Raw genomic sequence first — 14,039 nt, 5'->3', positions numbered from 1 at the left:
TTACCTCTCACCTAATGTAACCCTCTCTATTGCGAAACCTATTAACACGAAAGGTATTGCTACGATTACAATCATCGCTCCAGGGAACACAACCCACCACCACCATCCATTAACTTGTGCTTGATAAGTCTCTGCAGCATCTAAAATTCCTCCCCAGGTTACTATATTGGCTGGGGCTATTCCTAAAAAGGCTAACGTTTGAGCTAAAAGTATACCAGCTGGGACACCAAGGGCCATATAAGCTACTGTTATTGGTATTAACCTAGGCATAAAGTGTGTGAAGAATACCCTGTATGATGGTATTCCGAGTAGTTTATCGGCCTCAACATAACTATTTGACTTTATTGATAAAGCCATTGACCTTGCTATTATAGCGTAAAATGGCCAAGATAAGAACGCTATTAGTAGGGCTTCAATTTCCAGATTTGGCTGTGTTACAAATGATACTGCAACTAGAAAGGGAAGAGCTGGTAATGCTAAAAATACTAAGGTAACCCACTGTATTGCAGAATCCTTATTTCCCCCTAAATAACCTGAAATACCTCCCACGAAAACTCCCACGACTACTGCTACTAGTGAAGTTAATGCGCCTATTTCTAATGCGTTGGGCAGTCCTAAAAGAACTCCCAGATCTAATGGTCTTCCAAAATAGTCAGTTCCCATCAAACCATAGGAATTTCCTAATAGAAGCAAACTTGACTTTGTAATGTTCATAGGTAATGAGGATACAATTTCTATCTTGACTACATAACTCCCTTGTTCAGTAACTGTGAAATTGGTTTTTGGAGAGTTGAATAAAGCTGATGATAACACAGTGCTATTAACTATATTTGGTGTCTTTCCGGTGACTGACGATATATAGCTCAAAATGCTACCTCTAATACTTGTAAGGTCAAACGGTACATTAAATACCCCACTTGGTACATTTATTTGTAGAGTATAACCATCTGGTTTACTCCAATATATTACTTCCTCAATAGGGGTAACATTGGTTGAAGCTATGAAATATACGTTATAAGCCGGTAAGGCTTTAGACCAATTAAATTGATATGTTATTACAGCTACATATATGTTCTTAGCAAGAGAATATAAAGATATATTTGTTGGAGATAACTCCTTTGTTGTAAAATACTCATTAGGATAAAAGATAGATAACCACGATGGAGGTACATGTTCAGGATATTCATTCCATGATGCTGGATTATTCCAAGATGCGTAAACTTTTGCGGGGATAGATAGGGCTATCCCAGTGAATATAAGTAAAATAATTAGAATTATAAGACCTGCTAATCCAATTTTACTAGACAAAAAATCTCTAAGATAAGAGGAAAAACCTACATTCCTTTTACTCAATCTTATTCACCCACCTTTATTCTAGGATCCAGTAATCCATAAACTAATTCCCCTAAAAACAACCCAACAAGTAACACAACTGTCAAAACGTATGCTATTCCTAATATCACAGGCAAATCGTTCAAGGATATGGCAACATAAGTTAATAAACCAACCCCAGGCCATTCGAATACAACTTCCGTAGTTAAACTACCTCCTAACGATCCAGCTAATGCCAAAATAGCTTGGGTAGCAATTGATGGGGAGGCAGAACGTAAAACATGCCTATACAATATTCTGGAATCTGGTAATCCTCTAGCCTTTGCTGTAATCACGAAATCCTCCTTCATTATAGATGTAACTAAACTTCTAACAATATATGCGAATCCTCCTACGTTTACTATAAAGATGGTAATTAATGGTAATGACATATGATATAAGACACTTATTCCATAATCAAAGGGATTCTTTGGCGGTGGGACTGAGGTCATTCCTCCAGGAGGGAAAACTTTAACCGCATATGCTAATGCTGCAATTAAGACAAAACCTAACCACCATGTAGGGATACTAGAATGTATTACAGCTATTATTGCGATAATTTTCTCCCAGAATTTAGATTTTGCAGAAAGTAAACCTATAATGGTCCCTACGACTATGAATATTATAGTAGCAGTAGTGAATAAGAGGATAGTATTGGGTAAATAATAGGCAATGATTGCACCAACTTCCCTAGAACCAGATGGGGCTTGTAAAAAGTAGGCTGTACCGAAATCGAAACGTATTAAATTATACATCTGAATAAAATACTTGTCGATAATTGGCTGGTTAAGGCCGTAAGCAATAATTAAAGATTCCCTATACTTCTCTACTGCAATCTGAATTTGGGTAGAGTTCAAATTATGAGCATTTTTAAACAGGGTTTGAGAGAATTGTGCAACTTGAAAATTTATACTCTTAGCTATAACCTCCTGCAATATGGGAAAAGTGAAAATATAAAGTATAGTTAGAGTTGCGAGAAGAACTGAAAAATAAATAAGTACCTTTTTTATTATATATGTGGTAAAACCCATTACCATCCACTCTTCATTATCTTCTTCTGAACAACAATACTGCTAAAGCTATTATTATAATTATTAGGACTATTATTACAGCTATATAACCAATATTGGAGCCACTGGATACTACAGTACTTAACAAGGTGCTAACTACAGTGCTAACGGAAGTAATTGTAGTTGTAGATACAGACGTACTGACTGACGTAGATGTGGTAGTAGTACTTGTCGTTGTGCTCGTAGTAGTTGTTATGGATGGCAATACTACAAGAGTATAAGTTACTGGATTTATCAATATTGAAGTATTGCTATACGCTGATACTGTTATTAGGTATGATCCGGGCAGTAATGAAGATGGAACGGAGAAGGTAAATTGACCACTAGCATTGGTCATTAATTTATATCCTGATATTATAGAGCCGTTTGGATACAATAATTCTATATTAACTATGGCATTTGGAGTAGGTACTGCAGTAGTGCTTCCGGCAGGAGTTCCCATAACAGTGCCAGTTAAGGTTTGACCAGGTGAAACTGTAGACGGGACACTTAGAGAAACTGAATACATTGTTGGGGATGCTAATGCATTAGATGGAGGAACCAGATGGAAGTAGGGATTCCTAATCAGTTTTGCATATGGTGGTGAAGCGCTTGGATTCCACGCTACCAAGATATATGGACCATCCCCAATTAATCCATTTCCATAGGTCTTCATGAAGTTAATTGCTGCCTGATAACCAGCTTTTGCTTCTTGTGGAGTTACTAGAGTTATGCCACTTAAGTTCTCTACTATTTGTAAACTCTTAGGTACATATCCAGTAGCTGAGGCATTCTGTAACGCCGAAATTATGTAGCCAACATCAGTTGGACTAACTAGATTTAGCCAATCAACTCCCTTAGACTGAGCTGCTCCTTCAGACCACGCTGCTTTACCTTGTGCAACAACATCTTTCATACCAACATACATTTGCCACGGGAAGTAACCTCCTCCAGCTAACGCATAACCTAGTGGATTGAAAGATCCAAATAAGCTTACCACAGCCTCAGTAGGATCGAAGAACCAATCATTGCCCCATATTTCTATAGCAGTGGAGTTAATTACCTTAAATCCTTTAATTGTTTGTAATGCTGGAGCGTAAACTGATGATGCTGTGGAGTCATAAATTGGATTACTAGAATTTAAAGACATCTCGGATGCAATTATATATTGATATATTATATCAGCAAGAGTTATATTTTGACCATCAGCCCATTTATCGTTATTGAATAGTGGGGCCAAGTTGTATATTACAGCCATTTGTGCGGTAGTATTAGGAGGTACCTTAGTTATCTGTTGTGTTGTTGGATTCCACCACAATGCATTTGAAGGTACTGGTACTACAGCATGTGGAGTTATGTTAACTATCTTATAGGTGTAAATAAAGGGTACTGGGTATCCTGAACCTGGTACTGTTAAAGATGATGGAGTGAATAAAGCACTTCCTATTTCGTCTGTATATGCATCAGTGAAACCAGCTCCAGGATTAGCTGAACCTTGACTTAAGTGTCTAACGCCTATCGTAACATTGGGATAACTTCCATTGGTTATGGAATAGTACGTTTGGAAGCTTAGTAGTGTACTCTGGGCAAAACTTGGATAGATTCCGTTAATGTTAGATAGTGCGTATATTGGAGTTAGACTCATCCCAAGTCCTATTCTTACTGACATGTTAATACCTAAGTTTACAATCTCATTATATAATTGGTAATATTCTTGGGCGCTAGTGAACTGACTTTGGGCTATTATCAATGACAAATTGTCAAGCTCATTAGCTTCTTTGAGTAATAATGGAGATTCATACTTCGTATCGTTATACGTACCCATACTTAAGCCGTAATATGAAGAATATGGATCTGAAGCTCCTAAGGTACTGTAAAGACCTATTGCTAGACTAGAATCATAATACCCATAAGTACCACCCCAAGCTTCAATCAGTATGTCCCACGTAGTGTTTGCTGGATCACTACCATATACTACGGAAATTTCTTTCTGTAAATTACCTTGGATTTGTTGAACAGTGAAACCTAACTTCTGTAACTGAGTTATGAAATATTCGGCGTATTCTCTTCTTACGGTACTATCAGTTCTGACAAATACGTAAACAGTTATGGGTTTTCCATCATAATACCATTTTCCGTTTATGTATTGAGCTCCATGAGCAGTTAGAACTTTATAAATAGTTTCATTTGCATAAGTGAAATTATAATGGACATTAGCGTACTTAGATAGCGTTGGTTGAAGATGAATCACATCGGGTTCTCCAGCATACAGAGAGATTGCCGGGATACCATATCCGTGAAGTATACTATCTACAAAATAGGTTCTATTTACTATATAGTTCAGTGCGAATCTAACTTCTTGGAATTGGAATGGGTTAAAACCAAAAGTAGTATTTAATGGATTTACTAGAATGTCGTAATAAGTACTCGGTAGCAAATAGGCTTTAGCCCCAGGAGGCAAACTGGTGTATTCTGATGGAGGCACGGCGTAAGCGTAAAAAGCTATTTGTCCATGCTCAAAAGCCAATATACCGTTAGCGTCATTACCATTATATGAAATTATTGTTATTGCTGTAGAAGCGGGTGATGAACTGACAGATTGTGCAGTGGCAAAAATAGGGCTGATAATGGTTGCCACTAATATTAAGAGTGAAATAGTTTTTTTACTTTTTATCTTTAACACACTGTACACCGAATATAGTTAGGAAGGCGCTATATAAAAATCTTATGCATACGATCGTTGAATATTGATTATTTATTAGTGAATATAACCTCCTTCGACATTTTGAGAATCTCAAGATTAATATCATCTATCTTTCCTATTAACCTATAAGGGCCAACTCCCAAATCCTCAGTAAATATCCAAACCTCTTTACCCCTAACTGTCACCGCATTCTTAAATATTTTAGTATAACAAACTTCCCCTTGAGATATATTATCCTTAGTATAACATACTATAGCATACTCTCTATACTTTTCAACAACAAATTTTCTATTATCTAATGTTTTACCCATACTTCCATCATATACTTTAATCCTTATCTTCGTAATATCAGATTTGAAAACTTCTGATACTTGACTTAAACTTTCGTAATCTGGAATAGGGTCTCCTATCAAGACCCTATCAACAAGTTTAAACAGATAATTAGCAGAATCGAACGGTTCCACATACCTTAAAACCTCTAATGTGGTTCGAAGATTAAATTTTGGATGAGCGATAAATGCACCTATCTCTATACCCCTTTCCTTAAACATTCTATTCTTTTCCAGAAAGATCTCTTTTGATATTCCACTGTACGGTACTGGGTAATAGTTATGACAAGCCTTAATCCTTTCAAGATTTGCATTCTTAACAATAAAATCTAGCTCCTCCTCATTTATTTCAAATGGGTTTAACTCAACAGTCATCTGTTTGCTCATTTCAACAATTTCCTCTTTACTAAATCCATAGTCAACCCTCACTCCCTTAAAGCCTATCTCCATAATCGGTGATAAATCCCTTGGTGATGCGTTTAACTCTTTAAGAATCTGGGGGTTTATATCTACAAAGGTATAATAGTCCAGTTTATTGGCCTCCCTTAAGATATCCTCAGCAATGACAAGTGCTTCGGTCACTGAAGTACTCCAATGCGTTCCGGGGCCAATACCCATAAATATTTCGGAAAATCCCAGATCTCTACCTTTTTTCAATAAACTAATTTGCTCATCTTTTATCTCCTTCCAGCCTGGGAAGATTGAGAAACCAATGCTTCTCCTCTTAGTCATATTATATAAAAGGCTTTGAGGATAATATATTTGACATGGATAGCATTGAGATTCGTACTCACACAGCCTTACACTTGGTCAAGGGAGCTGTGAGAAAGGTGTTAAATGCTAAATGGACTGCAAGCACTTACGTTAATGGTAACCATGGAAGATTAACGGTGAAGTTTGAGAGAAAACCTAGTGATGAGGAGATCGATAAGGTTTTTGTATTAGCCAATGAGAAGGTTAGGGAAAACCTTCCAATAATAGTTGAGGTTTTAGATAGGGAAGAAGCTGAAAAGAAATATGGAGATGAAATTTATGACCTCTTTCCCGTTCCAGCGGAGGTTAGGGAGTTAAGTATTGTAATAATACCAGATTGGAATATAAACGCGTGCAATAAGCAACATACTAAGACTACCTCTGAGATTGGAGAAATAATTAAGGACTATTGGAGATATAGGAATAGTAAACAATTGCTTGAGATATCATTTGACATAAAGTGTTTAGAATGATAGATAAAGTTCTTGAGCTTTTAAACTGTAAGGAGACTGAAAGGGAACTCAACGGCAGAAAGTTTTCAGTATGCAATGATGTTAACTTCATCTTAAATCTACCTATCGGTTATCTAAAAGACCTAATTTTACCACTTGAAAATTATTTATCGAAACATACGACTAATAACTTTTCAAGATTAACTTACGTAGTTCCTAATGATTATGAGAGTTCACAACTTCATTTTAGTAGATTCTTTTTAAACCTTTATAGTAGTGCGTTTTCTGAAATCCCAAGGTTTAACATTCTCACCTCACTAGTTATCTTTGATGAATACCAAATGATGCCAGATAAAGCGTTAATTGCTGCAGCTGACGAATTATCAAGGAGTGGTGTTAACGTAATCTTCTCGACTTCAACACCTTCGGTATTCTTCGAAGAGGAGATAGTGAATAGATTTAGAAATAGAAGAGTAGTATCTATTTCGATAGTAAATGAATATGCGCAAGCAGTAGAGGGTAGAGATTGTGTAAAGAAAGGTGAGGGATATTATCAGTGTAAAGGTAATTACGAAGTTATAGAGCTAATCGAGGATTTTAACATTAGGGATTTGGATTATGAGATCATTAAAGGTGAAGATATATTTAAGGTAAAGGAACCATTTACACTTTTTGTAAATTCTTGGGAAAAGGCGTTGAGATTATACAGAAAACTAAGGGAGGAGAGAAACGTTGAGGTATGTCTCCTTAATAATAGTGATGAATGTAAAGTAACTATCACAACAAAGATCATGCCTACTAGATATAACGTAGTGAGTGAAATTTCACCATTATCAACAGTAATAGCTAGAAGTGGAATGGTTAATGAGGGGGATAAAATTTACATCTGGGTAGATAGGGATAATTACGATAAAATGACTGAAAGTACTCTTAATTTACTTTCAAATATTAAGATATGCTTGAAACATCCCTTTGGCTGTAATGGAAAGATGGGATATGTTAATAAGATGATCCTAAAGCCTAATATTGATGAAAGGCTTATAAAAAGGTTAGGTGAAATAAGTCACTTAATGGATAAGAGGGAATTCGAAAAGACTACCGAACTCTTGGGCGATTTTGTAACAGTAGATCTATTTACTGATAAGGTAAAGATCAGCGCCGTTCCTCCAGAGTTTGTATATGACAACAGAAAGAAGATATTATATTACGGAAATGACTGTGTTTACACGTACTTTTCAGATGGAGAAAAATGTTCTAAAATAGTTTATAATTGGTTAGAAGGTGGAGGTATTTCATGGTTTAAGAGGAATTTAGCAAAGGCTTATAAGAATCCCATTGAGGAAGAGGGAAAAAAGGAGATATTTTTAGGATTAAAGGCTAAGGACGTGAGAGAATGGATTTAGAGAAATTTATGGAAGAATATTATTACGTTGTCCCTATAATAGCAAATAGGGTTAAGAGGGATGAGGGGAAGGTTAAAAAATATATTGAGCTAGCTATAATCTTACAAAACGCTATACAAAATGAGGTATTTACTGGATATTATCTTTACCATATATACGAGGAATTGGGCGATATTGATCTAGGAATTCCAATTATTTTCGCAATTATTAACTATAGAGATCTATGGAAGGCTAGGAGCCTTAGAAGTGCTACAACTTATAATACGTTAAAGTCATTTGAGATTAAAGAAGATATGAAGAGAATTATTGAAAAGAAGCTAAGGGAGATTAACATTCCAACAGAAACCATTATGAAAATATTAAATAATAATGTTGAACCTATACAGATTAGAAAATTGTTCAGCAATTTATCCCTAGTTCATCCAGAAGTTTACAGTATAATTTTAGCTACGTTTGCTTCGATCGAGCAAGGGAATGATGGTTAGAACTCCTTTTTTATACCCAAACTAATATTTAATTATGGGAGGAATTTTCGGTTTTGTATGCAAGGATCCAAATGAAGTTTCAATTATCACTAGGGGGCTAAAGAAATTAATTTATAGGGGATATGACAGTGCTGGTATTGGTTATCTCAAGGATGATAATTTGGTGATAAATAAAATTGTAGGGAATATATCAAAGAATGAGATAAACGTCAATGATAAGGCAAAGGTCGCAATAGGTCACACTAGATATGCAAGTAGAGGTTGGCCAACTTTAGAAAATGCTCACCCACTAACTGATTGTAATGGGAAAATAGCACTTGTAATGGACGGGATTTTGGATAATTACGAGAAAATAAGGGATGATCTGATAGCAAAGGGGCACAAATTCGTCTCTACTACGGATACTGAGGTAATACCACACTTACTTGAGAATTCAAAGGATTACCTAGACTCCTCATTAAACGTTCTGAAAAGGATAAGAGGGATATACTCTCTAGTATTCGTGATCGTGGGCATTGATAAAATATTTGGAATAAATTCTGGCCAACCCTTGATGATAGGTCTCACGCCCGAGTGCAAGTACGTTTCTAGTGATTTACCATCTTTGAGTGGCATTGCAGAAAATGCAATAGTAATGCCAGAGAATACTATTGCAGTGATCTCTTGGAATGAGATTAAGGTGTATAACACTGAAGGTAATGAGGTAAAACCGGAAATTAAGAGGGTTAAATACAAGGAGGAGATAGCGGAAAAGGGTGGATTTCCACATTTTATGTTAAAGGAAATATATGACGTTCCTCAAGCATTGATAAACTCATATAATTCTTTAATGGAAAAGTACCTTTCCTTAGCCTCAATGATATTATATGGTGCCAAAAACGTTTACGTGATAGGTAATGGAACTAGTCTTCACGCTGGACTAATCTCCACTTACTACTTTTCTGAAGTCGGTCTTAACGTTAACGTTGTAAGTGCGGCAGAGTTTCCATATTACGCACTGGAAAACGTAACTACCGGTTCAGTAATTATTGCAATAAGTCAAAGCGGAGAGACGAGCGACGTTATAAGGAGTGTTAAAATGGCTAAGCAGAGAGGGGCTGTAATATTAGGCGTTACCAACTCTGTAGGTTCAAGATTAGCATTAGAATCTAATGTGTATTTGCCAATAACAGCTGGACCAGAAATGGCAGTGCCTGCAACCAAAACTTTTACTTCGACCATTGTAGTATTAAAAGTACTTTCGCTGTATACTGGGCTCCACTCTGGGAGAAATAGCAGGAGTGATATTAATTCATTAAAAACTGAGATTGAGGAATTGGCTAAGCAACTTACTGTAAGTTTACCGGAGATAGAGAAGGAAGCAGAGAAACTGGCTACTAAATTGGATAAGGAAAGCTTATACGTCTCAAGTAGTGGGATAAATTATCCTGTAGCCTTGGAAGGAGCGTTGAAGTTTAAGGAAGCCTCAATGATTCACGCAGAGGGTATGCAGTTAGGTGAACTCTTGCATGGTCCAATAGTTCTCACAAATAAAGGCTATCCCGTAATTTTGATAAAACCCGCAGAGGCTGAGGATTTATACAACAAGGTTGTTAAGTCTATAAAGGAAAGGAGGGATGTTATTATAACCATTTCTGAAGACGGTGATATAAAGAGTGTTAAAACAACTAGGGACTTAACTCCCATAAGCAATGTTATACCTTTACAGCTATTAGCTTATAAACTAGGAGTTAGAAGAGGCTTACCAATAGACACTCCTCCGGGACTAGTAAAGGCTGTCATAGTTTAAAAAATAATAAATTATTCTTTTTCCAACTCTACATCATGACAATCGAAGTTGACAACTTACAGAAGAAGTTTAATGGTAAAGAGGTGCTTAAAGGTGTTAGTTTTACAGTCAGAAAGGGTTCAATTACAGGTTTTATTGGACCAAATGGTGCCGGAAAAACGACTACAATAAAAATACTTTCTGGACTGCTAAGAAAGGATGGAGGAGAAGTTAGGGTGTTTGGAGAAGATCCTTGGGATAACCCAAAAGTTATGGGAATGGTTTCAGTGATTTTTACTAACTTAATTCATCCTCAGGAAAATACGGTAGGAGAATATTTAAGAGATCTAGGAAACGTCTATGGAAAAAAGAGGGAGATGGTTGAATCTCTCATTCAGGAATTTAAGTTAACTTCTCATATCAGTAAGAAACTTTATCAGTTGTCTTCTGGTTTAGCCCAAAGAGTTCAATTAGTTGCCGCTCTTATTAAAGAGGCAGAGTTGATAATAGCTGACGAACCAACTACAAATTTAGATCCTTCCTTTAGAATGGAGTTTTATGAGTTAGTGAAGAAGCTGAATAGGGAAAACGGTGTGACGTTTTTCATTTCATCTCATATTCTTTCAGAACTTGAGAAAGTTGTAACTGATGTAGTATTTATTAACGACGGAAGAATATCATACACTGGCAGGATGAACCAAGCATTAGCTAACGTTGAAGAGGAAGAGATTTACGTAATGGTAAACGAAACTGAAAGAGCTTTAAAAATATTGGGAGGAATATTGGAAGGACCGTATATTAAGGTCAAAGGTAGGCTAAGAGAAATAGTTGATAGGTTAGATGATAATGGAATTGAGATAATAAGCATTAGGAGGTCTTCACTAGATGATGCGTTCAAGAAGTTTTCAAATATTTAGACTTATATTTAAAGAGAGATACAGACAACCCACACTCGAGCTAGTTATACCAACAATGTTAGTTTCAAACGTTTTTATCACTGCATTTTACGCTAGGGGAGTGTTTAACATTTATGGTTTAGTACTAGCATTCGTGCCTTTAATAAGCGTTTCGGAAACCTTAGCCTTTGCCTTAGCTTTGAGGAATATCATTTTCGTTACCGGAGATCACATCTATAGGGGTTCCATAATATCCTTCCTAATGATGCCTATAAAGAGAATTAATCTATTCTTCTTCACCTACTTTTGCGATATAATATTACCTTATTTATATTGGTTATCCACAACGGAGCTTTATATCTTTCTCTCCGGAATTCCAGTTCCTCAATATTTAGTCCTAGTCTACACTGTAGGGTATTACTTTACTGAAAACATTGTACTTTTAACGGCACTGTCGTTTAGGAGTGGAGGTATAGTGACACTCCTTTCCGGGACAATAATAGGGATTTTATTTATCTTTGGAGGTATTGCGGGATATTATGGAATAATAACAAACTCACCAATAGCACCAATAGCCACTATTTCGAATCCCTACGTGTTTTTAATTTATGAAGCGATAAGCCAAAAACAAGTAGCTTACTTGAATGTTGGAATTTACAGTGAAGCTTTAATATCAGTTGTACTATTCTCCGTATCGTTACTCAAGTTCAAGAAAATGGAGGTTTAATGAGATGAAATTCGGACTCCTTACCATTATAGGCTTCTCCTTATTAGTTCTATCTCTATTATCCATTAATTCGCCAATTTACTCATACGTAAGTATTTCAAACCTGTATACCATCACGATACCTAAAATAGCTTATGCTACTGTTAGGCTTCTCGAGAATAATAGTAACGTTACAGTTTACGTTAAGCTCTTTCACGATGGACAAGTAGAAAATATTGTTAAATTACCTTATTTTCTAGAATTAACACCAGGGACATGGGAGTTTTCTATATATAATGAGACGTTCCCTATAACTTTAACGAAAGTGATAAACGCTACTGTTGTTAATAAGTCAGATGGTATAGTATACGTTTATGAATATCAAAAAATAGAGAAATATCAAGAGATAGTGACAACTAAAAATGGGACTTATCCTATTACTCTCGAAATAACAATCTATAAAGTTAACATATTTCAATATAAGACAGTAGCTGAAATTCTTAGTGTAATTCTAATATTTATTGATATCGTCTTATGGGGTTTTAATATGAGAGATAATCATAAATACAGATAAAATTATCAATCATTCATGATTATTTCCATAGCTGCCCATAGTGAAGAACCAAATCACGAGTTAGCTGACAAGGCGAGAAAATTCGTAAGGTCAATTAAAACTTGTAATCCCACATTGCTTCTAGGAGGATATTGGGGACTAATGAAAATTATAGTTGATGAGGCGTTAAAAGAGAGCATAAAAACAGTTTTAATATTACCGATCGAGAGGGAAGACATCGAAATTCCAAGAGATGTAATTCCAATAAAGTCTGGTTGTGAGTTTAGGTGTAGATCAGTGATTCCTAGTCAGATCAGGGGATATCTTAGTTTCACTGGGCGGAGGTGTTGGAACGGAAATAGAGATAATGTTAGCTTACGCAATGGGTAAGCCTATATACGCGTTAACTAATACTGGATTAAGTACTGATCAGTTCGCTAAAGCATTTCCAGAATATATTGATGATAGAAGAGTTATTAAGATAAGGTACTTTAATGATCTGGAGGAAATGTCTAAGGAGATTTGTAGTGGGAAGGTAAAAGGAAAGGAAACTAATTTCGGCTAAGCTTTTGTAAGGTATTCCATAACTCTTCATCAATAGCTATTCCTTCAATAAGCTTTTTAGCCTTAACCTTTAACCCGTGTTCACCAGGGAACTCAATTCCTAAAATCTCTCTCAATCTTTCTATTTCTTCTCTATAGCCTACAAAAAATGAGGGATTAATAACTATCAACACTTCTCCCTTATTTGGGGGATTCTCAGTGTTTAATACACCCTTAACGTTAGGTCCTAACGCTGAACCAGTTAAGAAACTCACTAGACTTTCCAAAACTAACATCAGAAAGAATCCCTTCATCCCGCCAATCGGTAATATACCACCTTTTAACGCCTTTTCCGGATCGTCTGTAAGATTCCCATTCTCGTCAACAGCTAAACCCAATGGGATCTTCTCCTTTCTTCTAAGGGCTTCTACTATCTTCCCTCTTGAAGTTTGTGAAAGTGCCATATCTAGGACTATTGAAGGTGGAATACTAATTGAAATCGGAGTAGTAGATAGCACTTTCCTTGAACTCCCGGGCATTACTACAGCTGGCTCAGCATTACCTACCATTATTCCGACCAGTCTTCTCCTAGCTAATCTTTCAGTATAATATCCTAGGAATCCAATGTGGGATGAGTTTTTAATCGCTATTATTGAGATGGGATCGCTAGTAAATTCCCTTTCTATCAGTTTAGTCCATAACACAATACCTATACTCCTCATTCCGTCTATCCACATACTATTTCCGCTTTGTCTTATGATTTCATATCTTAACCTTCTCCTAATCGTTCCTAGTTCTATTCCCTTAACTAAGGGAATTAATCTCTGAACGCCATGAGATGAGTGACCTCTAAGTTCTGCTTCAACTAAGTGATCAGCTATTATCTCACAGCTCTCTACATCTCTTTCATTAAGTATTTTAATAATTAAGTTTCTCAACTCATATACTCCTACCTTTTTCATGTATAAAGTATTTTACGACCAGGCCAATTTAAGAGTAATTGGAAAGAATGTTTCTGTATACAGTT

At 36.0% G+C, this 14,039-nt stretch carries 12 protein-coding genes and 1 pseudogene; 8 read left to right on the top strand and 5 right to left on the bottom strand.

The genetic code is table 11. The features are described from left to right. The 4 genes from GFS03_RS03790 to GFS03_RS03775 are packed head-to-tail and all read right to left on the bottom strand — an operon-like array spanning nt 1 to nt 6,185. Nucleotides 1-1,353 carry an ABC transporter permease gene (locus GFS03_RS03790; protein WP_153422586.1) on the bottom strand — a complete coding sequence of 451 codons (1,353 nt, stop codon included), beginning with the start codon at nt 1,351-1,353 and terminating at the stop codon, nt 1-3. A gap of 2 nt (nt 1,354-1,355) precedes the next feature. Beyond that, complete coding sequence (locus GFS03_RS03785; protein ID WP_153422585.1) at nt 1,356-2,402, bottom strand: ABC transporter permease; 1,047 nt, start codon at nt 2,400-2,402, stop codon at nt 1,356-1,358. Nucleotides 2,403-2,418: 16 nt separating this feature from the next. Next, nucleotides 2,419-5,112, bottom strand: coding sequence for an ABC transporter substrate-binding protein (locus GFS03_RS03780; protein ID WP_153422584.1), 2,694 nt, complete (start codon nt 5,110-5,112; stop codon nt 2,419-2,421). Between the two features lie 59 nt (nt 5,113-5,171). Next, the gene (locus GFS03_RS03775) at nt 5,172-6,185 is read right to left on the bottom strand and encodes a MupG family TIM beta-alpha barrel fold protein (RefSeq protein ID WP_153422583.1); all 1,014 of its coding nucleotides are present in this window, start codon (nt 6,183-6,185) and stop codon (nt 5,172-5,174) included. A 35-nt stretch (nt 6,186-6,220) separates the two neighbouring features. Between GFS03_RS03775 and GFS03_RS03770 the strand changes: the two genes are divergently transcribed. The 8 genes and pseudogenes from GFS03_RS03770 (at nt 6,221) to GFS03_RS03735 (ending at nt 13,034) form a co-directional block, all read left to right on the top strand. Beyond that, nucleotides 6,221-6,679, top strand: a complete 459-nt coding sequence (locus GFS03_RS03770; protein ID WP_153422582.1) for an alanyl-tRNA editing protein — start codon at nt 6,221-6,223, stop codon at nt 6,677-6,679. Further along, the gene (locus tag GFS03_RS03765) at nt 6,676-8,061 is read left to right on the top strand and encodes an RNA helicase (protein ID WP_153422581.1); all 1,386 of its coding nucleotides are present in this window, start codon (nt 6,676-6,678) and stop codon (nt 8,059-8,061) included. The genes GFS03_RS03770 and GFS03_RS03765 overlap by 4 nt, the downstream gene beginning before the upstream one ends. Next, nucleotides 8,052-8,546 carry a hypothetical protein gene (locus tag GFS03_RS03760; RefSeq protein WP_153422580.1) on the top strand — a complete coding sequence of 165 codons (495 nt, stop codon included), beginning with the start codon at nt 8,052-8,054 and terminating at the stop codon, nt 8,544-8,546. The genes GFS03_RS03765 and GFS03_RS03760 overlap by 10 nt, the downstream gene beginning before the upstream one ends. Before the next feature lie 34 nt (nt 8,547-8,580). Next, nucleotides 8,581-10,335, top strand: a complete 1,755-nt coding sequence (gene glmS, locus GFS03_RS03755) for a glutamine--fructose-6-phosphate transaminase (isomerizing) (RefSeq protein WP_153422579.1) — start codon at nt 8,581-8,583, stop codon at nt 10,333-10,335. A 35-nt stretch (nt 10,336-10,370) separates the two neighbouring features. Beyond that, a complete protein-coding gene (locus tag GFS03_RS03750) occupies nt 10,371-11,231 on the top strand; it encodes an ABC transporter ATP-binding protein (protein WP_153422578.1) in 861 nt (286 codons plus the stop codon). Continuing rightward, the gene (locus GFS03_RS03745; RefSeq protein WP_153422577.1) at nt 11,200-11,937 is read left to right on the top strand and encodes a hypothetical protein; all 738 of its coding nucleotides are present in this window, start codon (nt 11,200-11,202) and stop codon (nt 11,935-11,937) included. The genes GFS03_RS03750 and GFS03_RS03745 overlap by 32 nt, the downstream gene beginning before the upstream one ends. Before the next feature lie 4 nt (nt 11,938-11,941). Beyond that, on the top strand, nt 11,942-12,490 hold the full coding sequence (locus tag GFS03_RS03740; protein ID WP_153422576.1) for a hypothetical protein: 549 nt from the start codon (nt 11,942-11,944) through the stop codon (nt 12,488-12,490). A gap of 15 nt (nt 12,491-12,505) precedes the next feature. Further along, nucleotides 12,506-13,034, top strand: a pseudogene (locus GFS03_RS03735) (LOG family protein). Here GFS03_RS03735 and GFS03_RS03730 read toward each other — a convergent pair. Continuing rightward, nucleotides 13,021-13,974 carry an Ldh family oxidoreductase gene (locus tag GFS03_RS03730; RefSeq protein WP_153422575.1) on the bottom strand — a complete coding sequence of 318 codons (954 nt, stop codon included), beginning with the start codon at nt 13,972-13,974 and terminating at the stop codon, nt 13,021-13,023. The pseudogene GFS03_RS03735 and the gene GFS03_RS03730 sit on opposite strands and share 14 nt — an antisense overlap. Nucleotides 13,975-14,039: the final 65 nt, after the last annotated feature.

It is taken from the genome of Sulfolobus sp. E5-1-F (assembly GCF_009601705.1).
Taxonomy (GTDB): domain Archaea; phylum Thermoproteota; class Thermoprotei_A; order Sulfolobales; family Sulfolobaceae; genus Saccharolobus.
This window is presented reverse-complemented; position numbering and strand designations above follow the sequence as displayed.

Coding starts and splice junctions, on each gene's coding strand:
- GFS03_RS03785 (WP_153422585.1), bottom strand. CDS start 2,402: ATGGGTTTTACCACATATATAATAAAAAAGGTACTTATTTATTTTTCA.
- GFS03_RS03775 (WP_153422583.1), bottom strand. CDS start 6,185: ATGACTAAGAGGAGAAGCATTGGTTTCTCAATCTTCCCAGGCTGGAAG.
- GFS03_RS03770 (WP_153422582.1), top strand. CDS start 6,221: ATGGATAGCATTGAGATTCGTACTCACACAGCCTTACACTTGGTCAAG.
- GFS03_RS03765 (WP_153422581.1), top strand. CDS start 6,676: ATGATAGATAAAGTTCTTGAGCTTTTAAACTGTAAGGAGACTGAAAGG.
- GFS03_RS03760 (WP_153422580.1), top strand. CDS start 8,052: ATGGATTTAGAGAAATTTATGGAAGAATATTATTACGTTGTCCCTATA.
- glmS (WP_153422579.1), top strand. CDS start 8,581: ATGGGAGGAATTTTCGGTTTTGTATGCAAGGATCCAAATGAAGTTTCA.
- GFS03_RS03750 (WP_153422578.1), top strand. CDS start 10,371: ATGACAATCGAAGTTGACAACTTACAGAAGAAGTTTAATGGTAAAGAG.
- GFS03_RS03745 (WP_153422577.1), top strand. CDS start 11,200: ATGATGCGTTCAAGAAGTTTTCAAATATTTAGACTTATATTTAAAGAG.
- GFS03_RS03740 (WP_153422576.1), top strand. CDS start 11,942: ATGAAATTCGGACTCCTTACCATTATAGGCTTCTCCTTATTAGTTCTA.
- GFS03_RS03730 (WP_153422575.1), bottom strand. CDS start 13,974: ATGAAAAAGGTAGGAGTATATGAGTTGAGAAACTTAATTATTAAAATA.